Source organism: Brevibacillus sp. AG162, from assembly GCF_006715575.1.
Lineage (GTDB): Bacteria > Bacillota > Bacilli > Brevibacillales > Brevibacillaceae > Brevibacillus > Brevibacillus brevis.
Genome location: NZ_VFNO01000006.1, coordinates 181,446 through 206,460, shown reverse-complemented (window position 1 = coordinate 206,460; position 25,015 = coordinate 181,446). Strand labels below are relative to the sequence as shown.

23 protein-coding genes are annotated in these 25,015 nt (G+C 47.2%); 10 read left to right on the top strand and 13 right to left on the bottom strand.

Annotated features, from left to right (window positions below):
• The 13 genes from FB479_RS19560 to FB479_RS19500 form a co-directional block, all read right to left on the bottom strand.
• Positions 1-3,318 (bottom strand): 3-keto-alpha-glucoside-1,2-lyase-like domain-containing protein, encoded by a 3,318-nt coding sequence (locus FB479_RS19560; protein WP_255438459.1) that lies wholly within the window; start codon positions 3,316-3,318, stop codon positions 1-3.
• Positions 3,319-3,400: 82 nt separating this feature from the next.
• Positions 3,401-4,492: a hypothetical protein gene (locus FB479_RS19555; RefSeq protein WP_106652507.1), complete on the bottom strand. Its 1,092-nt coding sequence runs from the start codon at positions 4,490-4,492 to the stop codon at positions 3,401-3,403.
• Positions 4,493-4,506: 14 nt separating this feature from the next.
• Positions 4,507-6,315 (bottom strand): hypothetical protein, encoded by a 1,809-nt coding sequence (locus tag FB479_RS19550; RefSeq protein ID WP_142066417.1) that lies wholly within the window; start codon positions 6,313-6,315, stop codon positions 4,507-4,509.
• 13 nt (positions 6,316-6,328) lie between these two features.
• Positions 6,329-6,748, bottom strand: coding sequence for a hypothetical protein (locus tag FB479_RS19545; protein WP_047072281.1), 420 nt, complete (start codon positions 6,746-6,748; stop codon positions 6,329-6,331).
• Positions 6,749-6,754: 6 nt separating this feature from the next.
• Positions 6,755-7,174 (bottom strand): hypothetical protein, encoded by a 420-nt coding sequence (locus FB479_RS19540; RefSeq protein ID WP_142066416.1) that lies wholly within the window; start codon positions 7,172-7,174, stop codon positions 6,755-6,757.
• A complete protein-coding gene (locus tag FB479_RS19535; protein ID WP_142066415.1) occupies positions 7,174-10,209 on the bottom strand; it encodes a M23 family metallopeptidase in 3,036 nt (1,011 codons plus the stop codon). Before FB479_RS19535 ends, FB479_RS19540 begins: the two co-directional genes overlap by 1 nt.
• Positions 10,210-10,220: 11 nt before the next feature.
• On the bottom strand, positions 10,221-11,636 hold the full coding sequence (locus tag FB479_RS19530) for a hypothetical protein (RefSeq protein WP_142066414.1): 1,416 nt from the start codon (positions 11,634-11,636) through the stop codon (positions 10,221-10,223).
• Positions 11,637-11,684: 48 nt separating this feature from the next.
• Positions 11,685-12,296: an S-layer homology domain-containing protein gene (locus FB479_RS19525; RefSeq protein ID WP_142066413.1), complete on the bottom strand. Its 612-nt coding sequence runs from the start codon at positions 12,294-12,296 to the stop codon at positions 11,685-11,687.
• A gap of 12 nt (positions 12,297-12,308) precedes the next feature.
• On the bottom strand, positions 12,309-15,629 hold the full coding sequence (locus FB479_RS19520) for an AAA family ATPase (RefSeq protein WP_142066412.1): 3,321 nt from the start codon (positions 15,627-15,629) through the stop codon (positions 12,309-12,311).
• Between the two features lie 59 nt (positions 15,630-15,688).
• Positions 15,689-15,919 (bottom strand): hypothetical protein, encoded by a 231-nt coding sequence (locus FB479_RS19515; protein ID WP_232030104.1) that lies wholly within the window; start codon positions 15,917-15,919, stop codon positions 15,689-15,691.
• A 98-nt stretch (positions 15,920-16,017) separates the two neighbouring features.
• Positions 16,018-16,422, bottom strand: a complete 405-nt coding sequence (locus FB479_RS19510) for a hypothetical protein (RefSeq protein WP_142066411.1) — start codon at positions 16,420-16,422, stop codon at positions 16,018-16,020.
• 169 nt (positions 16,423-16,591) lie between these two features.
• Positions 16,592-17,443 carry a hypothetical protein gene (locus FB479_RS19505; RefSeq protein WP_106652516.1) on the bottom strand — a complete coding sequence of 284 codons (852 nt, stop codon included), beginning with the start codon at positions 17,441-17,443 and terminating at the stop codon, positions 16,592-16,594.
• 104 nt (positions 17,444-17,547) lie between these two features.
• Entirely contained in the window at positions 17,548-17,979 is a 432-nt protein-coding gene (locus tag FB479_RS19500) for a hypothetical protein (protein ID WP_142066410.1), read from the bottom strand.
• Between the two features lie 134 nt (positions 17,980-18,113).
• Here FB479_RS19500 and FB479_RS19495 point away from each other — a divergent pair, with 134 nt between their 5' ends.
• The 10 genes from FB479_RS19495 (at position 18,114) to FB479_RS19450 (ending at position 24,990) form a co-directional block, all read left to right on the top strand.
• A complete protein-coding gene (locus tag FB479_RS19495; RefSeq protein ID WP_106652517.1) occupies positions 18,114-18,368 on the top strand; it encodes a hypothetical protein in 255 nt (84 codons plus the stop codon).
• A gap of 94 nt (positions 18,369-18,462) precedes the next feature.
• Positions 18,463-18,723 (top strand): hypothetical protein, encoded by a 261-nt coding sequence (locus tag FB479_RS19490; protein ID WP_142066409.1) that lies wholly within the window; start codon positions 18,463-18,465, stop codon positions 18,721-18,723.
• Positions 18,724-18,813: 90 nt separating this feature from the next.
• Entirely contained in the window at positions 18,814-18,981 is a 168-nt protein-coding gene (locus FB479_RS30555) for a hypothetical protein (protein ID WP_164724532.1), read from the top strand.
• 318 nt (positions 18,982-19,299) lie between these two features.
• Positions 19,300-19,854, top strand: coding sequence for a sigma-70 family RNA polymerase sigma factor (locus FB479_RS19480; RefSeq protein WP_142066408.1), 555 nt, complete (start codon positions 19,300-19,302; stop codon positions 19,852-19,854).
• 37 nt (positions 19,855-19,891) lie between these two features.
• Positions 19,892-20,311, top strand: coding sequence for a hypothetical protein (locus FB479_RS19475; protein WP_106652521.1), 420 nt, complete (start codon positions 19,892-19,894; stop codon positions 20,309-20,311).
• 4 nt (positions 20,312-20,315) lie between these two features.
• Complete coding sequence (locus FB479_RS19470; RefSeq protein ID WP_106652522.1) at positions 20,316-20,891, top strand: nucleoside/nucleotide kinase family protein; 576 nt, start codon at positions 20,316-20,318, stop codon at positions 20,889-20,891.
• Positions 20,885-21,472, top strand: a complete 588-nt coding sequence (locus tag FB479_RS19465; protein ID WP_142066407.1) for a lytic transglycosylase domain-containing protein — start codon at positions 20,885-20,887, stop codon at positions 21,470-21,472. Before FB479_RS19470 ends, FB479_RS19465 begins: the two co-directional genes overlap by 7 nt.
• Positions 21,473-21,488: 16 nt before the next feature.
• Positions 21,489-22,295: a sigma-70 family RNA polymerase sigma factor gene (locus FB479_RS19460; protein WP_106652524.1), complete on the top strand. Its 807-nt coding sequence runs from the start codon at positions 21,489-21,491 to the stop codon at positions 22,293-22,295.
• A 75-nt stretch (positions 22,296-22,370) separates the two neighbouring features.
• On the top strand, positions 22,371-23,345 hold the full coding sequence (locus FB479_RS19455; protein ID WP_106652525.1) for an aldo/keto reductase: 975 nt from the start codon (positions 22,371-22,373) through the stop codon (positions 23,343-23,345).
• Positions 23,346-23,478: 133 nt separating this feature from the next.
• A complete protein-coding gene (locus FB479_RS19450) occupies positions 23,479-24,990 on the top strand; it encodes a spore germination protein (protein WP_106652526.1) in 1,512 nt (503 codons plus the stop codon).
• Positions 24,991-25,015 lie beyond the last annotated feature (25 nt).

The window sequence follows — 25,015 nt, the reverse complement described above, 5'->3', positions numbered from 1 at the left end:
CTAATCCGTAAAATCGTATTGCAGGTTATGATCTACCCAGACGCGGATGCGGTTTCCCGTAACCCAAACACGAAGCGTGTACCATTTCTCTTTTTCCCAGGCAAACGGGTTCATCGGGGTAGAGTACATGGTTGATCTGCCATTCTCTACTTTGAAAAGCTGCATGGGCCGCGGCATACCGCTGGCGCCTCCGTCACTGACGACAAACATCCAGTAGTTCTGAGCATTGTGATATTTGAACACGATGCCAGCGCTGTCCCCTTCTGCGGGCTCATCTACTTTGAAATCGACCTCAAACTGATAGTCTGTATAGGTAAAGTCGTTTCGGATGTAGCCACTCATGCCACTGGAGCCTTTTGTATGGGTAAAAGTGCCTTGGTCGCGATTATGCTCCCAAGTGCCAGAACCAAAACGAGTCCAGTTGTCTTGCCCCATCGCAAGTGCGTTCATATCTGTCGTCCACGGATAGTACGCATTGAATGGATCGTGGGGATCGTATGCTTCTGGAACAGAAAAACCACCAGACCAATGCTCGGGATCATGTTCTGCTTCGAGTACATCATCCGAGTAGTCGTAGACCAAACCTTGTCCTATTTCTTCTATACGATCTGCCCACGCTTTCTTGTAGTCGCGAACAGAAAGTAATGGTTTCTCGATATGACCTTTTCTATGATCCAATTGGCCAGCCAAGTATTCCAGGATGACAGCATCTGCGAGTTCTTTTTTACCCATGATTTGGGTGAGAAGAGAGGTCGCTCGCTCTTGGTTGTTAGCTATCCAATCCGCGTTCATAACAGCTTGATCTGGTTGCTTGTAGCTGAGGATGGATTCGATCAAATGAGCTGCTGCTTCCGGCTGATAGGCAATCAGTTGCTCATGCAATACCGTTTGTTCCAGCGCGAGCTTGGCATACTTTTGCCACTCATCGTCTTGCAGTTCTCCATCACGCGCGCTTTTTTCTGCCACATCGTATAAATCGACGAGGTAACTGGCTCGTTCATGCGGGGAGGTAGCGAAGAGATAGCCGCTGCACAATTCCGTGATTCGGCTGCGCAGCAGTGCGGTAACCGGCAACTCGTCAAGATCGCTGGAGTGAGCCGATTTACGGGCTGTATGCTCGTCGAACAAAAAGGACGGATCGGGTTCCATGTAACCAAAAGGATGCTCAATTTGCAGCTCGGCTGGACGGAATACATCTTCGCCAACAAGTGCTTCTGCAATGGTTGCAGGGGCTGCCTCCATTTGGCTAGCGATTTCGACCTCTTCAACGGTGGAAGAGAGCAATACTTCCCGTTTTCCTGCAACCCCGTCCTCCTCCAGATGCGAGATAACCTCGTTCGGACGGGTGGACTCCCATGTCTCAAAGGAAAGAATCCCTGCCTTTTCTTGCAACGTCTTACTGAATATGACCTCAGATTCGATCAATGCCTGAACCCGCGTCCGCACACCCTCCAAAAATTCCTCATCTACATAAGCATCGAAAGCCTTGTTGGTTAGCGCCCATTCCATCAGCGCTTCCAATATGCTCTGACCGTCTGTAAGGCGCGAGGCAAAAATCATGTCGTCCATCAGATGGGAAGGAAATTCTTTGGAAGCAAGGATGTCTTCCAAAAGATGAGAGGGCAGTAAGCGCAAGATGGTCGCGAAGAGCATATCTTCTGCCAACAAGCTATCCATCGTTGCTTCGCGGGAATAGAGCTGGGCAGCGAGCCATTCCTGAAGCAGACTTGGGCGTACATTTTCCAGGTTGGCGAAAATGTCATCCTCATCCTGATAAAAGGATGGCTTAGGTGCTTTGCCCCCACTGAGATCGATAGGGCGTTCCTTTTCCCAAAGATGAGCAGAACGCATGAGTTGGCGATTTGCGCGAACATCATCCCTGATAATCGAAGTGGGGCGAGAAAGATCTTTCTTTCCGAGTTCGAAGTCCTGAGAAATCCAGAGCGGATTGACTTTTTCGCGTCGAGAATCAGTGATGGGATTTGGGATAAACAGATGGTGGCTGCTTTGTCGAGAGGCTTGTTCGAGATAGGTTAAGAGTGAAGCATCTGTTTGAATCAAACGAGTTCCAGAAAGCTGTGACAGGAGAATAGCGAGCTCCGAAACCACGTCTCTATTACCGATTGTATATTCCATCATGAGTGTGCCAGGTGATTGATAGGGACGAAAAGCATGGAGTCGAGAGCGATTAATGAACAAGTCACTCTGATACGGACGGAAGGCTGTTGGTGAAATGGAATCAAGGGAGAGAAGACGCAAGAAGTCTCGATAACCCCAGCCGCGCTCCTGCAAAATGGAACCACCTTGACGCATGGTTCGAAAACCTGTAGAAGCCTGATGGATAGCTAAGTCATGAGTAGCAATCCTGCTTGCACGTTGAAGGAAATGCAGCAAGGCGTCATACTGACGGGCTTTGAGGTAAGCCCAGTCCATGTCGCGAAGCACCTTCGTCGGGTGTGTTTTAATCCGGCGGAAAGCTTGCACGAAGTGTCGGGTCATCTCGAAGGCAAAATGACGCTCGCCAACGGAACGGGACCAATCCGTAAACATGGCATGTCTGTTATCCCGTCTGGAAAGGGAGGGGCTGTTCTCAATAGATAGGCTGTGAGTGATTGATCTGGTTGCGTATTCTCTTTCCATCTGCACAAAGAGAGAAGCCCAAAACTTTCGCTCAGCCAAGCTTCTTTCGGTGTTGATGAATAAATCGAAGGTAGAAAAACGCTCTCCCGTGAACCATTCGTTCATCTTTTTTCCGGCGAATCGCTCAGTCCGTGTTGCGCTAGGTTGATCTTTCCCAACGGTAGCTTCGGTAGAAATGGAACGGCTTGCCGATGCTGGTGGCAAGTCAATATGCAGCTCATCCTTATTTACGCGCACGGACATTTGGGTCGGATTGAGCTTTGCCATTCCGGCTGCTTTGATCCGATCTGATAGATGAACGCGACGAATAACTTGTAATGGCTGCTTAATGATCCGGTCAGCATCCAAGGCATCGTTTTGAAGCAAGCTCTCTTTAAGCGGCGAGCGATCGGATACCACGACAAGATCCATAGGATTTGCCATGCTGGTATCATTCCGTATCATATCCTGCAGGGAATCTTGAAGCTCAGCGGAGGCAAAACATTTTCGATTCGCGAGCAAATAATCCAGCATGACCATACTGGCACTTTGTCCGTAGGGAATGTAGACGAAGGAATACTTGCGGGAGGGAGAAGTGGTGAAAGTTACTTTTCCTATATAGTTGCGAATAGAAGCATGGTGGTTTGCAAGTCTGAATTGATAGGCTGCTAGAGAAGAAATCCCGGTCAAATGGTTCACCTCCCAAAAAGAAGGGGGAACACCAGAGATGCGTTCTAGTTTTCCCCCTTTTGCTAGCTATACGGTTTTAGAGGGACTTCTTTTAGTAGCGAACTTCCTTCAGGAAAGCGACCCCCATTTTTACGTTGGCGGAGTAGTTCATGAAATTCTGCTCGGTATTGTGGTCGAAATAGCGGTATACTTCCTGCTTGTGTTTCTTGGTCGTGTCGCTCGGATCGACATCAATGATCAATTCATCCAAGTGGAGAATATTGTTTTTCGATACGGCAATGCAGGCATCGAGGCTGCCGCGGTATCCATCGTAGCCATGCACAACATAAATCGGGCTCAAATGGTAACGGCGTGTCCAAGCCGATGCGTTAAAGCCTTGTGGCTCCAGCAGCAACCCAGTATCGCCTAGAGAGCCATCCTTATATGCCTTGCCCGGCTGTGGAGCTTGGGTAATGAAGGCAGGGTAGTGCTTTTGGAAGCGAATGCCCGATTTTGTCCCGAGCATTTGCAAGGTGTTGTTGCCAAAAGAGGTGTATTGACCATAATCGTGTGGGGCGATCGGAGCAGCAGGCTCAGCAGCGACAGCTCCGGCTGTCAGCATGATGTTTCCAACTACGTCATCCATGTTGTACTTGAACGGCTTGAGTGCGCCTACGTACAGGAAGCTCTTGCGATAATCTTCAAAGTGAACAGCCGGATCGCCAACAGCTACGAGGGAAAGGCGATTGTTCATCACGTTCATGTACAGGTAGACAGGTTTGTCTATCGTACGATCTGTCGGTCGTTTGTCACTCGTGACGAATTTCTCGTCAGCCCATTCAAAATTGACTGGATGTCCTTCTGTTCCGAAGGTTTTGGCTGTGGAATTGTAGTCTGCCAATACTTGAACCGTCAAGGAGCTATGTTCCTTTGGGTTGGTGAAGCCTGGATTGACGAATTTGACATAAAAATCTTTGGTCACGTTGTTAATGCTGGAGATGCCCTTCAGGACAAGCTCGGAGGTTTTTCCAGAAGCGGAATCTTTTTTTGTCAGATCGGTCATGACCGTCCAGGTTGATTTTTCTTGTGTCTCTCCGGCGGCTGGGTTAAAGGAATAGTTGGTAAGTTGCTCAATTTCGGATTTAATCGTCTCCAGAAGCTCTTTAGAAGTGGTGATTTTTTCAATGTATTTAAAATTAGCCATGTAAAATTCCTCCTTTAATATACTTCTTTTAAGATAGCGATGGTGCAATCGGTAGGGTTGGGGGAGTACTTGAAGAAGTTGACAGGGGTATTGATTCGGAAGAACTTGTAAACCTCTGTCCAAGTTCCGGCAGCGGGGTCCTTCGGATCTTTTGGTTCCTCTGTATCTACGACGAGCTCGTCCTTGTTGATCAGATTATGGTCCTCGATTGCTACGACACTGTCGAGGTAGCCCCGATAGCCTTCGAACTGGTGCACCAGATAGATCGGCGACGCATGATATTTCTTCGTCCATTTCGAGCTTTGGAAGCCGTTTGCTTCCAGTACCATCTTGGAAAGCTCAGGAGGGATTGTGCCCACGCCATCGTATTTGGGGAGCTGGGTAATGAAGGCAGGGTAGTACGCTTGGAAGTAGACGGAGCTTCGGGTTTGCAGCATGGAGAAGGAATACATGCCGTTGGAGGTATAGCGTCCCCAACCCGAGTAGTTAGGATTGCTGTCCTGCTTGATGTCGGCTGGAAGGAAGCCTGATTTTTCTTTTGTCAAATCACCCATGCCGACGGTGATTCCAAAATTGCCTTTGTGGTCATAGTCAGCAAAAGGAATGGTTTTTCCGATATAAGCAAAGCTGCTGTAGTAGGCATCCATATCAGGCGAAGGGTCGCCCTCAATTACGATTGCTACACGATCATTGCTGACGGAGAGGTTGTATTCGACCCAATAGTCTGGGCGACGTTTCTTGTTTGGTACCCAAGAGACGACAGAGTCAGCGCCGTAGAAAAAGTGGGAGGAAGGGCTTTTGATTTCGACCTTGTCGTCGTAATCGAGTGTCCATGCTTCGTGAGGCGGGATGTATTTGTCGGTTTCATCGGGATTGTTCCATTTGTTGTATTGAAGCTCGGCTTGTTTTTGGTCGATGATGACGGGTACTTTGCCTGGAATAACGCTGTTTTCATCGCAGGCAAGGAGGTAGGTATCAGCAGATTTTCCAACGGGATTTTTACCAGTGAAGCCTTTGCCGTAGGACACATCGAAATAGTTGTACTGATTGTTAGGATGTTTTAACATGACGAAATATTCGTTAGACGTTTGGCCTGAAGGTACGTCAGGAATGGCTTTTAGGACGACAGTGCGATCGTAGTGGTGGACGGGATTGGCAATGTATTTGATCATTCCGAATTTGTATAATGGGGCACTAACGTAAGTGGAGTAACCTCCCGAATAGTAGGTAGTCCATTTCGTTTTTGAAAGTAGGTCGTTCCAATCGGAAGGCATTTGTGTAATGATCTTGTACTCGTTCCATTCGACACCGGGTGTAAAAGTAACCCCATCAAGCTCGTATTTACCTTGAAGCAGTACATAGGATTTCTTACCGACGGTGTTTGAAGGATCATCATCATCGATATTAACCACCAGTAGCCCTGGCACAGAAAGGGTAATGTCGTTACCTTCAGTATCTTTGTAGACAAATTCTTTTACCTGGATTTTTTTACCTGATTTCGTGTTGCTAGTACCGAGAGTTTCATAGACATAACCATCTTCATCAACGAGCGGAATATCAGCGTACGAGGCTCTCAACTCCCGCAAATCCGGCAACACATAAACCGGATAAGTCTTCCCATCCGTATGCTTGTACGTTCCTTGCGTATTCGCAACAGTCGTCTTCGTATACGTAACCCACTTATCTTCATTGACCTCAAACACCTTTTCCCATCGGTTCTTCGTATCCGGGATTTTGGCATTGACGATTTCATCAGCCAGCTTGTTGATGAGCAAATCGGCTGTAACCTCGCCCTCAATCCAAGCTACTTGTTTACTAGGCATCCATACGCCTCCTTTACAGTTTCTTGCGTAAAAATTTCACATTGTACCAAACTTTCTTTTCCGTACCTGAAATGTTGTGGAAGTCAAAGCGGACCTGCGCATTTGGCTTCAACGGATAGACGATCCCAAAGCTGTTTCCCATCGAGACGGACTCCGGGAGCTCTTTGGTATAAATCGTTTCACAGACCTTCACGCCGTCCAGACTCAGCTCCCAGTAATCGCCGACGCAATAATTATTGGTAGCAAACGCCACGGATAAAAATTCTGTCGGATAGGGAAGGGCATAGGTATCGGAAAAGACTTGCTTGGATGCAGTCACATCAATCATGCGTCCGCGAATGAAGGGCTCAGTAAATTTGGAAAAGTGCGGGTAGGGGAGCTCACGTACCTTGTCGATCACACCCCCGCCCGAATAAACAACGGAGAAGCCCACTTGTACTCACCTCTCTTTCTCTATACGAAGGACATCGGTGCCAGTTAAGAGGCCCCTCGTATCATAGAGTAGACGGATCAGGTAAGATCCTACCGTTTTTCCGTCAGGTGCGTAGCCCACAGCGGTAACCGAGGTCAAGCGCCATAGAGAATAGTACTCCCAGTCTGGATGGAGCTGATCGACTTCAAGGGGGAAGGTGGTAGTGTCTGTAGAGCCAAACGTGAGGGAAATGTCCAGCATGTAGCCAGACTCGTAGAATAGCTTGGCACCCGTGACCTTTTCCGGATCGAGGGGATGCTCCCGGATCAGACGTACAGAGGGCTCCTCTTCGAACGGGTCTGCTGTGACGGTCGTGGTTCGGTGGACTTCATCACGGATCAGATCGAGGATGGGGTAAATCAAATAATCATTGGCAATCCCGGCCATTACACAATCGCCCCCTCGTTGTTGCTCCAAAATAAATCGAGGATTTGCATATAGCCGTTCTGCGCATCAAACATCGTGCGGATTCCTTTGATGGTATACGCTTCGCGGGTCGTTGTATTGGAGTCGATAATGTAAATGCGATCGAGAACATCCAAGGCAGGGTTGCCAGGGATGGAAATTTGCAGCGTACGGCACAAGCGTTTTATATCAAAAAATGATCGTCGCGCGGCCAGTCGCTTCAATTCGTCTGTCTTCGCAAAAGGAACGTGCCTCACGCCTGTGCGGACCTCGCCTTTTAGCTCCATCAAAATCTCCGTGTCTACGAAATGACCAGCCTTATTTTCTTCATCCAAAATGACAAGATGGCTTCTGCCACGGGAAAAATCGATCGTCTTATGAATCGTGATCAAATTATCGTGCTCCGTATAAGTGGCCACAATTGGTCGATTCATATCAATCTCTTCCAAGCGATACGTACCGTAACGGTCACAATAGGAACGGAAATCTGTATCTTTCATGATTTCCGCGATGGCTTCTCCCACTTTGTATTGATACGACTCGAATTTGCGTCCGGGCGGCTCAATAAAAGGATTTTTCCAACCTTTTGGGGTCAGAATGGATTCGGCATCGACTTCCACGAATTCGCCCTCTTTATCAGGCACAGCCTTGAAAACCTTGCCTGTTGCCTGCGTCACGTGGGTATAGCTTGTCTCTTGTACAATAGCATAGGGGTAGTAAATGTCTTGCGGATTGCTACGCCAGCCGTACATTCCTGCATGGGCGATCAAGTCTTGTACGATGGCGGATTTGAGGTAGGCGGCTTTGGCAGTTGGTTCGGTTGGGACAGGTGCGGTACCCTCCCACTCAAGGATCGAATCAAACTCCGTGCTGGAACGGAACTTTTGATAGATTTGCCACACGCTGTTATACCAATTCGTATCGCTCGCCCATTGGTAAGCCCCCTTGTCTCCTCCTTGCCAAAAATATTTGACGTCGTCGACTGATTGGAAGCGCCAGCCTTTGCTCGCCATGGCTTCCCGATAGCGAACGGCTCCGCGATAGAGCTGTCGCTCGATTCCTTGGTATTGCGGGTCGCATTTTTCACCGGTATAGCATCCATACCCGAGAATGAAATCGCCAGGAGGAAGACCTTTCCCGAGCGTCCCCATTTTTGTCTCATGTTCGGCAATGGCAAGCAAAAATTTATAATCGAGTTCGGGACCTTGCTGCTTGGACTGCTTTTTGGCCATCGAGATGATTTTGTCCCGACGAGACATCGAGGAAAAAACATTGGTATCATGTGCGGCAGAATGTCCGATGTCTGGGGGATATTGCTTGTCCTCGGTAATGACCTTGTTCAAAATCTTTTTGTACATATCGCGGCAGTAAATGGTCATGGTCGATTCCTCGCCATTCAAATCGAGCTTGTCGATCAGCCCAGTAAATACCCGCATCAAATTCAGACCATAACCCATGTAGATCCGGACAGGAGTATTTTCAGAGAGGACACCGACATGGAATCCGTTCACAAAATAAGACCAAGGGGTTTCCTTGTAGGTTTCGGGAAAGTAAAACGGATTGTAGTCCGGGCTGTAGTAGCCGCCCGGGTTTGAAATCGTGATTCGTGCCTCACATGATTCCATTTCAAACTGGTCGTCCATTTCGATGTGGTTAATATTGTCCAGAGTAAGGGTGTCCATATAGACAAACTTTCCGACCTGGAGCGATACTTTTCGCGGCTGCCCAGGCATGAAGGTGCTCGTAATTTCCCGTTCCTCAAAAAACTCCTGCTGCACCGTCGGATCGACTTTGTCTTTGTTCCCGTACAGATCGGGGCGCCCTTGCAATTCCTTGATCTGAATGTATTGGAGGGAAAAGCGATTGATTTGTTTTCCATTCCAGAACAGCTCGAAACGGATTTCCGTTTCGCCATTGGGAAAGGGGATATCACGAATCTCTACGTTTTCTGTCCCGGAGAATTTGTTGACCTTGATTTGCATTTTTCCATTGAAAAAAACGCGCAGCTCGCCGGCACCTTCACCGAAGTTGGTGGAGAACCCCATGCTAAAAATGCCGGGGTGAACGGAGGTCATCTTGAGATTCATGCCTGTTGTAACGGTAGGGGAGGGGAAGACGGTCTTGTACCCTTTGGGATCAAAGGTAAAGGTGAGGTTGCTATGCTCCGTCGAGCTTCTCTCGATCATGGATAGCTTTTTGGTCAGCTCGTCTACTTTGTAGACAGATTTTGTGTGCCACGTATTATTGGTAAACCGTTCGTCAAAAAGAGTTGCTCCTGGTGTTCCAACATAGGTGGCATCGGTTGTGACTCCTGCGCCGTTATTGGAAGAGGCAGCGAACAGATGCTTCGAGCCATTCATATAAGGAAACGGATCGATAACGGCTTGTCCGTTCCAGACTTCAAAGTGCAGATGAGCTCCTCTTCCTTTGGAGCGGGGGGAATTCGGATCGTCATAGGTGCCCATGTTAGTAACGCCGGCAGAGCGGACATCGCCTGTATTGCCGCTTTTACCGATTATGGTGCCCTGCGTGACATAATCCCCTGTTTTGACGTGGATTTCGCTCATATGGGCGTAGCGGGTCCACATGCCATCCGCATGCTGAATTTCTACACGAAAGCCAAAGCTCGTATATTTTTCAGACACGGTCACTTTTTTTACTTTGCCAGCCCAGGCAGCTTTGATGGGCGTACCGACTGGACAAGCGATATCAATCCCTTTGTGGTTGCGATTGTCGCCCATATAGGCTGTAATATCGCGGATGCTTTTGCCCTCTACGGGAAAGACAAAAGGAATCTTGGACAGAGCAGTGCCACCATCTCCTGAACCATCCTGAATAATGGTGCGGGTCAATGTTTTCTCTTCTCGCGGATCACTCATAATGAAATCGAGTTCTTCAGTACGGCCCGGCACGAAGACGAGTCGATCTACTTCGACGCGGCAAGCGGGCTTCGATAATTCTCCGAGCTTGAGTCTTTCGGAGAGAATTCTGCGCAGCTCATTGGACATCGTTTGCATGAAAGCACCTCCTATTTAAACCGTTCCAGGGACCATTTTCGAAAGCGATTCAAAAAAGAGACGGCCTGTGCCCGAGTGAGCAGCGAGTAAGGCATGAACCATTTTTCTTTCTCTTCCGCATTGGATGACGATACCTCGTACATATGATTGACGACAGCCGCTCCATCGACGAAGTTGTTGATCGCAATTCCTTCGATCAAGTAATCTCCGTTGCCAAACCGCTCGTCTTCCATAGAGAGGACGGATGGTGCCCACCATGAAGGCTTGCTGCCTGTCATCCCACCGTTTAGCGCAATTTTTTCCCCGGTATTGCTGTTGTACATATATTTTTCGTGCCCGACATCTTCAAAGCGGGTGCTCGTTTCTTTGACATAGAAGAAATGAACGTTTTTACCTGCCGCAAGCGGCATGTTGAACAGTACCGTATGATCATCAAATTCTTGATAGTCCGAGCTTTTCACCGCTTTTCCATCCACTTTGACGGCAAGCAGCTCCTTACCCGCAGGATAGGTACCGTTCAGGCGAAAAACACGTTGCCCCTCGTATGCCGTGTGGGATTCATCCAGCCGCTGTGTGGGAGGTTGTGAATCCGTAAAGCGTTGGTAAAAAGAGCGCCGAAGCCGGTCAATGAGAAGAAAAGCCTCTGCCCGATTGATGTAGGCGTTGGGAAAGAAGCGGTCGTTTCGCCATACGCCAGGGCTTTTCACCGAAAAATATCCGCCTCGCATAAACAGAGCGCCGTTTTCGTAGCTGTTGTAGATGAAGCGCAACTGTACGCCGTTTAGATTGTAGGGAAGATAAATCGTGGCTCCGGGAGCAGGACTAACCATGTAGACGTCTTGCTTGAGTCCGATATATTTTTTGGCGAGGTCTTGGGCAGGTGTCGATTTCCATTCCTCTTCTGGCACATCAATCCGCTTGAAGGAGCGTCCATATGCGTACAAATACTCGTTGAATTGGCGACTGAACGGATTGTAGAAATACGTGTCTCCGTTATCGAGGCGTTTGTTCGGGTAAGCAAAGGAAGAGGAGTTGGGGGGAATCGGTTTGCCAAAACGGTCCAAGGCAGGCTTGCCGAAGCTGGAAAAGGCAACAACTGAGTTGGCAGATGGTGCGTAATACAGCTCGACGTCCGTTTTGTTCGGGTCTGTTTGATTCGGCCGAATTTCTTTGAAAAGGGTTTGCGTGCCGTCAATATAGACATTGACGGGGTTATCTGCACTCGGTGTCAATTTGGCTGTGAGCGTAAATACTTTTTGTCCGGTGGAGCCCTTTTGTTCCTCATACAAGTAAGGAGCATTGCTTTCAAAGGAGCCATAAGCAATTCCTTGAATGAACGGTTCTCCGTCAGCCATCAAATAATTGCTGGCCTCCATTACTTCATTAAAAAACCAGTCTTTTTCATTCACATCAGCCCAGCTGATCATTTTCATCACCTCCTTTATAGAGTAGACAGAAACCCGTAACAGCCCCAGCTATTCCCGAATCATCCGTTCTACCAGTCGCCTTGTCCGATTCAAAAAGGCAATAAATTCGGCGCGTGTCACAAAATCATTGGGGCGGAAGTAAATGACGGGCTTCCCATCTCGGGTAATGACCGTGATCAGCCCAAGATCGGCCATTTCTTCGATATTTTTCTGTGCCCAATGCCCTTCAATATCTTGAAACTGGAAACGTGATTCGCGTTCGATCGAGTCTTTTTTGATGAGGATCAGATCGACGGTGACGCTGTAGCGCCGTCCTGCCTCAAGCACATGGGGGGTGATGGATTCTGCGCTTCCAAGGAAAATGCTTCCCTTTTCATCGTAAAACTTGTGGGTCCAGCCTGCGTAGCTCAAGTAATCGTTATACGATTCTTTGTCTGGAAAAAGTAAGGTCAATGAACACTGGTAGCTGCTAAAGCCGGAGTGGTGGATGTGCGAGGGAGCGTTGATGATTTTGATTTCGCGTAAAGAAGGCTGGGGATTTGGCGGAGAATAGGGCTCGATGAGTCGGGCGTTTATTTCCATGAATTCAAAGCCTGTATCGACGAACAGCTTTTTTTTATAGCGCTGATTGGCAGTGCCAAAGGCGTATTGTTGGGTCATCGTTGTACCTCCTTACAATCTCGTGTAGCTCGTAGCGATTCCAGAGCGGACTTGTTGGCTCAATTCGGTAGAAAGGCTTGCTTGTGTATTGCGAACGGCTTCGCTGACGGTTGAGCCGAGGCGTTGGAGGTCAGCTTCCGTTCCGCTCATATTGGCAATGGTAATGTTCACATTGCTGTCGCCGCCATAGGTAAGGTCGTAGGTGCTGTGTGTTGCATTTGCGGTTTGCATGCCCCAATAGGTAAGCGGCTGCAAGCCGTCGGGCATGTTGAAGGTTCCTTTGGTGGGCTTCTTGGACATATGCAGAGATACGAGATTGTCGTACTTGGCTTTTTCGAGGCTTTTTTTAAAGTTCTCGATGTCTTTCTTGAATGTCTCATTCATTTGGTTCCCGGACAAAAGGCGATCCATTTCAGAACTCGTCGTATCAAAAAGCTCATTGATACTGCGTAAATATTCTTCATCTAGCTTCTTTACTACTTCAGAATTTGCGCTGTGCCCTGCCAAGATTGCTTTGTTCCTGTCAATCGAGTATTGAAGCTCTTTACTTTCCAGCTCAGAGCTCAGCTTGTCCTTCACGGAATCAATTTTTGTGCCGGAGGTATGGTTGGTTTTATCGAGGTTGTTTTGGGCGATAGAAGCATTTATATCAGCGATTACTGATTCTACTACTCCAGAGGCATCTGTACCTTTAGGGATTTTCGCTAATACCGCTTCAAAATAGGCTAAGTGTTCACTCCGTTCCTTATTAATACCACTGTAGTAGTCAGCATAAGCTTTCAGCATTTCTGGAGAATCTTCGGATTTACCTTGGTCTAGAAGAGTTGCCTGCGTTTGCTCTAATTTGGCTTTTAACTTGCCTTCCGCTAAAGCGAGTTTTTCCAGGCGATACCCAACCACTTCTTTGCCATGTTCAAGTGTCTTGACTTCATCCCATGAAGGTAGTGGAGTATCGTCCAGCTTGTATCCATCTCCATCGACATCAATAAGTTTAGAGTGCTTTTCTTTTTCGTTTTTCTTTTTAATGTCGGATTTGACATTTTCAAGCGTGAGTTGAGCTTCCTTGTCTCCAAGCTGAAAGGTATTTTCCAACTGCTGTTTGAGTTCAGGGCCATCATGCTTATAAGCCGCTTTAAAAGCGTTATAGTAATCGCTCCATGAAGGAGCAGTGCCACCCATGAAGTTGATCAGACCATCTGTAATACCAGAAACAGCAGTACCGGCAAAAAATAAATGCTTTAAACCCGGAGGCATTTTATCAAAATTAGTGATGTCGGCCACTAGACCTTTTTGATTTTCTAAGACTCTGCTTTGTCTCTGGGTATCGGACATAAACATAGGCTGCAACCAATCTTTGTTAAAACTGTCCAATAAAGTGAGTGCTGTAATACCAATCCCTATGCCAGGTAGACCTTTACCTAATTTCGCGATGTTTTTTAATCCTTTTCGCCATAGAGGTACACTCTTGGCTGCATCATCGACAGACGTTGAAGCAGCTTTGCCAGCTTTGGATGGAGCTTTCGGAGTGGAGTCTGACTCATCCGGACCGCTCGCCTTTTCGGCAGATTTCAATTTATATTTAAACTTAGGTTTAGGTTTAGATTTTGAATCGGATTCAGGTTCAGGTTTGGATTCAGGTTCAGATTCTTTCTCATCCCCCTTCTTTTTGCCCTTGAAGAACTTTTCCCGTATCTTCGTCTTAAAATCACCCGAGAACTCTTCAAAAAGGAGAGCAGCAAAAGGGGCGAGTCTGCTAGTGGTAGAGGATGAACTGCTGGCGGCTGCAGCTGAGGGAGCGGCCTGAGGACCCGCTGTGGCAGTCGGAGGTTTGGGTACAGCCGTGGACAGTGCTTCTGTCAATTCCTTCAAGGCTTCCCGTGTTTTCTGGAGTTGTTCCTCCTGCTGTTTTAAATCGCTTGTCATGTCCTTGATTTGCTGGTCGGTCGTGACAGATGTATCAGAGAGGGCACGCAGCCTCTCATCCAGCGAAGAGACGGAAGGAATTAAGGAGGTAATCGTGTTCTGCAAACTGCCGAATGCGCGCTGGACCAAAAGGATTCGGCTGGTGAGCAAATGTGCCTGACGCTCTACATCGCGCATCTTTCGTCTGAGCAAATGCAACTGTTCAAGAAGCTTTTTCTCTTCCGCAATCAATGCCTTTAACAATCGATCATTGTACGGATACAGCTCTTGTACTCTTTTCTGTTCCAGCCTGTTGCGAACCAACCGAGTGCGGGTAGCTTGAAAGGAAGACAGATTTTGCAATTGCCAGGACTGGATCTCCATCGCTTCTTGTGTAAAGGGAGAAGAGGATTGACCAAGCAGTGCGGTAACACGCTCTTGTCTTCGCTGCTCACTTCCTTCATGAAGATTGCGCCGGGCTTTGACGTAGGCAGCTTTTCCGCCGTATTGATCCGCAGCATTTTTCAACAGACGTACAGCGAGCGATAATTGGCTCTGACTTTCTCTCATGCGCTGAAGCAGGTGGACCAAAAGCGAGGGAAAGCTACCGGGCTGATTTTTAAAAATATCGAATGCTTCAAGGGACGCTGCCTGCCAGATGGTTTGCATCTGGGTTTGGGGAGCAAGCGGGTCATCTGGTAACAAAGCTGCTTTCTCCCGAATATCCGCTATAGTTACATGCGGGTCATTTGATTGGCGAGAAGACGTATAGTAGGCTCTGGTTACTTCTTCAAGGCTGACGGCATGTGTTAGCGCGATATCCCGCAGGTCTTGTTTGACTCCTGTTCGCAAGTATTCGCGCAAACCAAGTGCTTCTTCTTCCACTTGTTTTTGATCCGTCGATCCTCCTGAAACGCGTGCTTGCGCCAAATCCATCATGTTTGTATCTTTGAACAAAAAATTACGCTCTGCCTTTTTTAACAGGCGGTTCAAAGATTTCGCTGACTCCCAATTTTCAATATCCATCGAGGTGATAAGCGTGTGAAGGCCGCTGCTCATCATGTTTCGCAACACATCTACGGCAGCCTCTTCCCATGCTTGTGGATGGAGGGTGCTTCTTCTGCTGTAGGACTTTTCTGTTCTTTTAACGGGGTCATTTGGTAAAGTCGCAAAGCGGAACGGGGCAATGGCTCCTGTACTTACGGACAACAGGGAAGCAGGAGCAGCATGGGAAACAGGCTGAGAGACGTACTTACGAGAAAAGCTGAGCGGCTTTGACTCAATGTCGCGTATCATCTCGCGCAATTCATACAATTGTTGATGCAGTGCTTGAAAAAATGGTGTAGCTTGCTGGGCACGAAATGGGGATGCCGACTGTTCTACAGCACTCGTTATAGAGCGGAGGGCATCGGTCAAACGTTGGGTTTCCATGAATATCACCTTCCTCAAAAGAAAAATCCCGTTCTGGTCTTAGAATAGACAGAAACGGGTTATAGACCACCTAACACTTTGCCAAGTACGGCAATATCGTCTTCGGATATTTCCTGATAGTCTTGCGAGCTAGATGCATGGGGGGAGCTGTCTACAGAATTCGTCCCCTTTCTTCTCAAGAAAGGAAATCCCATGCGTGTCTCTACCTCAAATTGAATGTATTTGTTCACTCTCTTCATTAATTCTGCTACTTGGGGAAGGGTGTACTCCCAAATATCCCATTTCTTCAAACCACAGTCCTTATGGAGATGAAAAAATAGATCGCCCCAATCAAGTGGCTCACCAGATTCCCTATCACGAATGGAGGAACTGTCACCCTCGCCACTCTCTACTTTTTTAAGCCGTTTAGGCCAATGAGAATGTTAATAAGCTTTTTGGCCGTCTCCAAATCACAATGTTCATCCAAGTACTCGCGAGTAACCGTAGGGTAGTTGCGAAAGCCCAGAAGCAGGATATCGAATAAATCTTCTTCCTTGTTTTCGTAGGGGAGAAAATTAAGGATAATCGCGTCGATATGGACGGTTCCTAGTTGTTTCATCAGGATACGGGCGTCCTTTAAAGTCACAGGCGGAATCCGGTAGGTTTTGCCGTCACGCAGCATGATTTCACTATCATCTTCAAAGAAAATAGCTTCTACCAGATCAGCCTCCTCCTGTTTTTTGATACGCTCGACAGCTTCCTGGTTCATCATCTCAGCGTGTTTTTTTTCCAGAGCTTTTTGGTGGTTTAGCATGGAAGAATCCCTCCTTGAACAATGCCAGATTGTATTTGTTAAATATATCTACTTGCTAAAATGAGTTGTCGTTCGCTATGATTCGTTGTAAGTTATTCCCTTTGAAAAAAAGCAAGGCAAGAGCGAAGAGCACGGAGCTCTCCACTCAGCCTGCTTAACCTCGAAAGAGTTACACTTTTTTGGTCGATACGAAGCGTTTCACACTGCCTAGCTTGCCATCTGCTCGCTCTGGATCAATAACGGACAAGGAAATAGCGGAAGTGCTGGCTGTGGAGCGTGCCGCATCAATCGAGAAGCTGCCTTTTGCCATGCAGGAGAATAGCTCTGTTTCAATGCCTGCATAAGTTCCGTCTTTTTGCAGGAAAGAGCCGTGATGGACGACATGAACCGGGAATGGCACCTCATCCATCAAAATGTCGACCACGTCTACGGTTTCGATTCGCTGATAGTTGAATACCACATCTTCATTGAGCAGGGCAGGAGAGAAGATGAGACGAGCTTTATCTTCGCCGCCATCCTTGAAAGTATCTACCATGAACTCATCAGCTTGTGGTGCAGCAGACGTGCTCAATTTCACTTGTTTCAACAGGCGATTGCTATTTTTCAGACGAACAGCAAATCCGCCGCCGTTGAAGAGCTTGCCGCCAAACTCTACTTCACAAACACCAGCGTCGCCAGTGGATGCTGTGCGATCCAGGCTGCCAGCAGTGACTGCTTTCTGCTCACCCAGCACGTATACATAGTCGCTCTTTTGCTCTTGCAGCTTGGAGCCCATCATGAGCTCAAGTGCGGCCAGATCAAATTTGGCATCCGTTGCGGTAATCTCAATGCTTTTCGATTTGACGAGAGTGTCGATGGCGAAGAGACCATCGCCGCCAAAGATATCCTCCATTTCAACATTCATGTCAATTTTCAGGTCCTGCATATTACCAAGCGTGATGACTTCGACGCCATTTCCATCTTTGGAAGCGCGTTTGGCAAGAAATTGACCGACACCTTTGATAATCATTTTTTTAGACAATGAAAGTCACTCCTTCTAGATAGGGGATTTGGGTGCTGTAGCTGAATCGTGTGGAAAGGGAACCGCGATCAGCTTGTCATAGGATAGACGGGGTTTTGAAATGTCTAACAAACTTGCAAAGTAAACTTCGTGATCAGTGTGAAACAGTACGCAGAGGAATGGCCCGTATCGGATTCCTGCTGAGAGACAACATACGTGTCCAATCCTTCTATTCCATTCATCGATAAGCTTTTGCCGTCTAAGAGATAGAAAAGATGGTTAGCAATTTGATGCGCCAGCTTGATATCGCCAGGCGTGATCACATCAAATCGGAAGAAGCTGGTGAGAAGGAAGGGATTGTCGGTGTCGCGCTTTCCGGAAGTTGCGTAGAAGGAAAAGAGAGGCTTCGCAACATCAGATAGCTGAGCGAGCTTTCTTTGCTTGATAATCTGCTTGGATAGAGAGTCCTTGTCTTCTGGAGCAATGCCGAGTAATGCGAGCACCCGACTATCCGTAGAAAGTAGTTCATAGAGATGATGATAGAGGTCGACAATCACGAATGATTCACCCCCTTTTGCTGAGAATTTTTGGAACAAAATGTTCTCCTTCTACGTTCATAGGTTAGACAGATGAGGAAGATGTCTCCCTTGAAATACATATTCAGTCGTAATTAAGCCAGGAGGTCATAACATTGCGAAGTGAAATGATACAAATCATCATCCAACAGACCAAGGAAAAAGTCTCTGCGAAGACGCTCGAAGATCATGAAGCCGTTGTTGGGATTATGGCCATGGCCAAGAACTACACGCTGAATGAAGAAAGTGTGCGTCACATCATTCATGAGGTTTTTGATGGAGATAAGGAGCGAATGGCAAAGGCATTGACAGTAGCCAGCCATTTGATAGATGAAAGTTTGATTCAAAAAATCATCTCAGATGTAAAGTAAGCCCGTTTACAGCGGGCTTTTTCTTTTTAATTGGAGAAAACTCATTCGAAACTGTCTATTCTATCTCAGACGAAAAAGAATCGAGGGGATAAGAATGAGAGATTCCAAAAAAGCCGTATTGTATGTCGTAATTATTGCCGCATTAGCTGAATTTCTACTAGGAGAAGATATCGATCGCGAAGGCTGGGAGGAGCTCAGTGACGCGCTCGGCATGGTAGGAATGGATCTGAACGAAGTTTTCACAGAAAATAATTCCTTGCTACTTGGATTTCAAAAAGTTTGTCAGGAATTTGGGAAGATGAATATAACAGAGGAAATGATAGAGGAATTATACGTAGAGGACCAGCTGGAATAAACGGCTGGTTTTTTTGTTTTCAAAATCCACTTAATACATCTCAAATCGCTTCGTATAGATTCGACAAGAAGCAAAAGGAGGGGAGAATCCATGTACTATCAGATTAGTTTTTCGGCAGATGGAGAGCAGGTGCAGGTCATGAAATATACGTCGACCCAAGACACCCCCATAGCCGTTTTGGAAGAGTTCTTTCGCGAGCATGTTCAAGTGAATCCTGAGTCCCTAAAAGGAATCGGGATCGTCAGGATCGGTGGGTAGCATGGCTTGTCAGGGATGTGATTATGAAAAAGCCTGCCAAAAGAAGATGATAGTCAATGACATCGTGATGTCAGCAAAGGAACAAGATGTCGTGCCCATGACCTGTCGTTGTGTGGTTCATGACATTTGCCGTGATTGCCAATGGTACATCAAGCGTCAGTGTGCCTCATGGAAGATTTTGAATGGAAAAGTCTTCACGGCTGGTACCTTGCAAACATGTCCGAAAAAAATTTTGAAAGTTGGTTGCTAAATCCCTCCTCCAATTACCTAGTGTGATAGAGCAACTGTGAATAGGAGCATGAGGAGGGGATGAAGTACATGACAGATCAACTTCACCAAATGGACGAGTTATTTTTCGCAGGGAAAGTCGATGATTTTTTGCAGAAGGCAAAGGAAAACTGTGAAGCCAAGCTGACCGGGATGACGTTTGCCGGAATGACCCATGATGATGTCGTCCAAGAGGTTCTCTTGAAGGTGTATCGCACGATGAAGGATTACGACCAGGAAAAAGCAAGAGTGACTACCTTTGTCGATCATGTGATTACGAATAAAATTCGTGACTGCTTGCGGAAAGCCGGCACGCAAAAAAACCTGACAAACAGTAATGCGGTTCTTGTCTCTGGTGGAGATGAGAATGAAGAGGAAACGATGATCAGCCGTATTGCTGCTCCGAGTGAGGAGTTTCGATATGAGGAAGTAGAAATGATGATCGACATTATGGAGTATATGAAGCTGTCCACGCGAGACAAGCTGATTCTCCAGATGAGAAGCGAAGGCTATTACCATGAGGAAATTGGTCAGAAATTCAATATCAGCAAGGAAAGAGTGTGTCAGATCATCAAGGCGATTTTGAAACAGTACGGTGAGCTGTAGACATACACAAATAATCGATGAAAAGGAATGATCCAGCATGGCAGTTTTGTTGAAAAAGATGAATGAGGAATTGACCGAGGAGCTCTCCCATCAGGTCATTGGAAAATATGTACACGTTCCGACCAATATGCATGCAACACCTACAGCCGAAGGTGGAGAAGAAGAGGTAAATATTTGGTTCGGCGGTTGCGTAGCGGGCATTGAAAAAGCGGTCATTGCCTTCGATTACGAGAAGCAGGAATTTCGTGAGGAGCCGTTGACCTACACAAACTTTTTACTGACCGACGGTATGGGATACACGGTGAACCGACTCCATTCCGAGATTTATGAGATTACAAAGGAAGAATTCGAGCAAATGCTGGCAGATCATCTGGCTACTCAGGCTGCTGAGCTTGAAGCAGAGAAAAAGCTTCGTGAAGCGGCAGAGGAAATCTCGACAAATGAGGAGACGATGTAGTGCCATGAGACAGCCCACGATTGTCGCTTTCGAAGGAATTGACGCCAATGCGAAGGAAGCCCAAGCGGCGTTGCTAGAAGAAAATTTGAGATGCCTCGGATATAAAGTGAAAAGAGTATCGTTTCCGCGTTTAGATACCCCAATCGGAGCGGTCATTGGCATGTGGCTTCGCTGCGAAATTCAACTGGATGAGAAAGCGGTAGGAAAGCTTTTTGAAGCGGATTTTCTGGACTATCAGCGAGAAATGGCGCGGATTTCGAAGGAGAACGTTGATTTTATCATCATTGATCATTACGAACTGTCCAATTATTACTACTTCTATATAAAGGATACTCCTCTTTCTTGGTATGCCACGATGAGTGATTTGACGAAGCGACCCGATGCAACCTTTTTTCTGCGAACCGAAGTAGATGCGAATAATGCCATGCTGCTAAAGGTGCAGGAAGCCTATCTTTCCCTTGCCCATACTTCGCGCCGATCGGTACATACACTGGATACGGCAATCGGGGTGGAGAGAATGCAGAAAAACATTCTGCAGGCAGTCCATCAGCAACATCTGAAAAAGCGAGTTACGTGCTAACAAAGCTAATCGGCATTGTTGCGGCAGTGTTCATTCCCGCAAATGCTGTACTGCCAGCCGTAGAAAAGGGGCTGTCGGAAGTTCATCCTGTGATGAAACTGGCGAGGGACACAGAGAGGCAGTTGCATAGAAAAAAGGAGCTTGCAAACATAATCACACATGTTGCACCGAGACTTGATAAAGCTACCGTTGAGCTTTATACAGAAACGATTTTTGCATTATCCAATCAATACGAAATAGATCCGGTTTTGATCATGGCGATGATCTGGCAGGAAAGCCGATTTCAGCACGACGCGATTTCCGGCAAAGGAGCAAGAGGATTATTACAAATCATGCCGCGCACAGGAAGCTGGCTGGGAGTTCACCCTGATGACCTGTTTGATCCAGTGATCAATCTACAGACAGGTATCAAGTATTTCGATCTCTTGCAAAAGAAATATGGAAACCTTCGTTTAAGTATCATTGCCTATAACCAAGGCGAGGGAAATGTAGACCGAAATCGTTATCACGATGGCTACTATACAAAAGTCATGACCCATTACAAAAAAATGAACGGCTTATTACAAGAATCATCAAGATAGGCTGGGAGGAGGTATTATGAGTGAACATGCCGTGTTCGTAAAACAGAGATTGGGCAAGAAAAAAGAACAATACTCCTTGTATAACATGGAGAATATTCGCCGCTGCAAGGAAGACAGTGAGTATCTCGGTGAAGTAATACTCGCAAATGAAGATCTCATTTGGCATTCTGTGCACAAATATATCGGAAAGCCGGAGACATTAGTGAAGCAATATTGCTTGGAAAAAGCAGATATCTTGCAATTGGGGAGAATGGGAATCATCAAAGCTATCAAAGCCTTTGATATTGCAAGAGGCGTGAAGTTTTCATCCTTTGCTGTCATCACGATTGTGAGGGAGATCAACTGCTTTTTGCGAGATAGCGGACATATTGTACGACCGACTAGAACGGCAACAACGATTCTCCAACAGATAAGTAAAATAGAAACAGACCTGGGATATCTCCCTACAATGGAAGAACTGTCCGAACTGTTGGGTGAAAATGTAGAACAGATCAAAAAAGCGCTGGATGTCGGTAGACCTGTGAAGTATTTACAGGAGCCATACTTGAATGGAGCCGCTTCTAGCAATGAAGCTGCCACCGCTATGGATGTCTTAAAGGATGAAGGACGTGACGTGGAGGAGTACGTGCTGGACAAGTTATATGTTGCTGCAATGCTTGCGCAACTGCAAAATCAAATCTCATCAAAAGAGTGGCAAGTCCTGCAATTAAGGATGTCAGGCTACAATCAGACGCAAACGGCAGATTTTTTAAATGTATCCCAAATGTGTGTATCAAGAACCATGAAAAAAATTCAGAATATTTCGAAAAATAAACTTTCCTAATCTTATTTTTCAATTCCCGCCTAAATAGGAGATAATGGAAGAGCACTCCTATTATGAAAAGAGGTCGATCACAATATGAAATACTACAGACTCGGTGGCAGTGGATTGAAGGTATCAGCATTGGGATTAGGCACGAACTCATTCGGAGGGCGTGCGGATGAGCAAACGTCTGTAAACATCATTCATACCGCAATCGAAAACGGGATTACCTTTATTGATACGGCAAATATTTACACGCAAACAGAATCGGAGCGAATTATCGGGCTGGCGCTTTCAGGGAAGCGGCACGACGTCGTTTTAGCGACGAAGGCTGGTTTGGTAAAAGGCGAAGGACCGAATCAAAGAGGCTCATCGCGTTACCACCTAATGCTGGAGCTGGAGAACAGCTTGAAGCGTTTGCGCACCGATTATGTGGACTTATATCAAATTCATACGTTTGATCCAGAGACGCCTTTGGAAGAAACACTTCGCGCACTAGATGACATGGTTCGATCTGGGAAAGTGCGTTACATCGGTGCTTCCAACTATGCGGCCTGGGAATTGATGAAGGCAATTGGCATCAGTCAGCGGGAAGGGCTGAATCGTTACATATCGACGCAGGTCAGCTACTCGCTGGCAGATCGGACACCGGAGCGTGAACTCGTACCGCTTTGTCTTGACCAGGGGGTGGGGATTATTCCGTACTTCCCGCTTGCGGGCGGAATTTTAACAGGCAAATACACCTCCGCAGAACAGGCCCCAGCTGGTTCGCGTGCGGACAAGGAGCCGCGTTTTGTCCGGTTGCTGAGCGAAGACAAGCTGGAGTTTGGACGCAAAATCAGTCAGGTAGCGGCGGGTATTGGTGTATCCTCCAGTGTGCTATCTTTGGCTTGGCTCATGCACAAGCCGGCTGTATCTTCGGTGATCGTGGGCGCGACCAGTGTAGGACAGCTTACGGATAATTTGCAAAGTGCAGCGTTAACGTTGGATGAAGCGACCTTGGCAGAGCTGGACCGATTGAGTGACACGTATCGAAACGGGGAACCATTTGCCGTATATCGTTTGCCGTAACAATGGTGACAACTGTCGATTAATACAGCCAGTTCCAAAGGCTCCCTTAAGGGGGCTTTTTTGTGTTCAGCATAGACCCCAAAGCCATGAGGGATAGTAAACATATCCCGAACTGGAAAAAGAGTGATTTGAGATGATCCATTCAGTAAAACAAGCGGCGCCCTTTCATTACTCGTTGGACGAAAATCTGGAAAAGGTGAAGAAAGAGCTGGGCAACAGCACAGACCTTGTGACGCGGCAAGTGCGTCTTGAGGCCATCGATCAGTTACTGGTGGGAATTTTGTACACAGAGGGTCTGGTCGATAAAAACATGATTAGCACCTTCCTGGAGTCTATCATGATCCATGCAAGAAAAACGGTTATCCCTACAGAGGCCGAGCGGGAAGTAGAGCCGTTGCTGCTCATGAAGGATTTCCTGCTAACGATGGGTGGAGTGGAAGAGGTATATGACTTTGACCATTTGTATGATGCGATACTGACCGGTGATACCGTTATTCTGGTAGAGGGATATACATACGGCTTTATCATCAATACGAAACAGTGGGAAGATCGTGGGGTACAAGAGCCTTCCGTGCAGACGGTGGTCCGCGGCTCCAGAGAAGCGTTTTCAGAAAACCTCCGGACCAATACGGCATTGGTACGCCGACGGATCAATAATCGCAATCTTTGGTTGGAGACCGTACAGATTGGGGAGATGACTCAAACCAAAGTCGCGATAATGTATATAAAAGGAGTCGTGCAGGATAGCGTAGTAGAAGAAGTGAGAGAGCGGCTGGGGCAGATCAAGATCGACGGTATTTTGGAGAGCGGGAACATCGAGGAAATGATTCAGGATCATACCTTTACTCCATTTCCGACGATTTACAATACGGAGCGTCCAGACTCGGTGGCTGCCGGGCTGCTGGAAGGGCGCGTCGCCATTCTGGTGGACGGTACACCGATTGTTTTGTTGGTACCAGCTGTCTTTGTCCAATTCTTCCAGTCTCCAGAGGATTATTACATGCGTGCGGATTTTGGGATCCTTCGTATTTTGCGGCTCATTTCTTTCTTTATCGCTTTGCTCGGTCCATCCATTTATGTCGCCATTACCACCTTTCATCAGGAAATGCTGCAAACCAACCTAATCATGAGCATTGCTGCCCAGCGTGAAGGAGTGCCATTCCCTGCTGCAGTCGAGGCGATGTTAATGGAGTTTACTTTTGAAATGCTGCGAGAGGCAGGGGTACGCATGCCGAGGGCGGTTGGATCCGCGATTTCCATCGTAGGAGCACTCGTATTGGGGGAAGCTGCCGTGCAGGCAGGACTGGTTTCACCCGCTACCGTCATCGTCGTTTCCATTACGGCTATCACCAGCTTTGTCTTCCCTTCCTTTTCCATGTCCATTCCGATTCGACTGTTGCGGTTCGGCTTGATCGCACTTGCCGCCAGCTTTGGTTTTATCGGCATATTTGTGGGAATGATCACCTTGTGCATTCACCTGTGCACCTTGCGCTCGTTTGGTGTCCCGTATATGGCTCCGCTTGCCCCTATGAATCTGTCTGATCAAAAGGATACGCTGCTTCGGATTCCGATCTGGATGATGCATACGCGTCCCCATTTTTTACGCCAGAAAAACAGCGTCAGAGAACGAAAAAGTAAAATATAGCGCAAGTATCGTGCCGATGTGATGA

Bases quoted from the DNA above. Each gene is read 5' to 3' on its own strand.
- FB479_RS19480 (WP_142066408.1), top strand. From the start codon at position 19,300: ATGACAGATCAACTTCACCAAATGGACGAGTTATTTTTCGCAGGGAAA.
- FB479_RS19535 (WP_142066415.1), bottom strand. From the start codon at position 10,209: ATGCAAACGATGTCCAATGAGCTGCGCAGAATTCTCTCCGAAAGACTC.
- FB479_RS19470 (WP_106652522.1), top strand. From the start codon at position 20,316: ATGAGACAGCCCACGATTGTCGCTTTCGAAGGAATTGACGCCAATGCG.
- FB479_RS19530 (WP_142066414.1), bottom strand. From the start codon at position 11,636: ATGATCAGCTGGGCTGATGTGAATGAAAAAGACTGGTTTTTTAATGAA.
- FB479_RS19450 (WP_106652526.1), top strand. From the start codon at position 23,479: ATGATCCATTCAGTAAAACAAGCGGCGCCCTTTCATTACTCGTTGGAC.
- FB479_RS19550 (WP_142066417.1), bottom strand. From the start codon at position 6,315: ATGCCTAGTAAACAAGTAGCTTGGATTGAGGGCGAGGTTACAGCCGAT.
- FB479_RS19460 (WP_106652524.1), top strand. From the start codon at position 21,489: ATGAGTGAACATGCCGTGTTCGTAAAACAGAGATTGGGCAAGAAAAAA.
- FB479_RS19455 (WP_106652525.1), top strand. From the start codon at position 22,371: ATGAAATACTACAGACTCGGTGGCAGTGGATTGAAGGTATCAGCATTG.
- FB479_RS19475 (WP_106652521.1), top strand. From the start codon at position 19,892: ATGGCAGTTTTGTTGAAAAAGATGAATGAGGAATTGACCGAGGAGCTC.
- FB479_RS19540 (WP_142066416.1), bottom strand. From the start codon at position 7,174: ATGGCCGGGATTGCCAATGATTATTTGATTTACCCCATCCTCGATCTG.
- FB479_RS19490 (WP_142066409.1), top strand. From the start codon at position 18,463: ATGAGAGATTCCAAAAAAGCCGTATTGTATGTCGTAATTATTGCCGCA.
- FB479_RS19510 (WP_142066411.1), bottom strand. From the start codon at position 16,422: ATGCTAAACCACCAAAAAGCTCTGGAAAAAAAACACGCTGAGATGATG.
- FB479_RS19520 (WP_142066412.1), bottom strand. From the start codon at position 15,629: ATGGAAACCCAACGTTTGACCGATGCCCTCCGCTCTATAACGAGTGCT.
- FB479_RS19525 (WP_142066413.1), bottom strand. From the start codon at position 12,296: ATGACCCAACAATACGCCTTTGGCACTGCCAATCAGCGCTATAAAAAA.
- FB479_RS30555 (WP_164724532.1), top strand. From the start codon at position 18,814: ATGTACTATCAGATTAGTTTTTCGGCAGATGGAGAGCAGGTGCAGGTC.
- FB479_RS19555 (WP_106652507.1), bottom strand. From the start codon at position 4,492: ATGGCTAATTTTAAATACATTGAAAAAATCACCACTTCTAAAGAGCTT.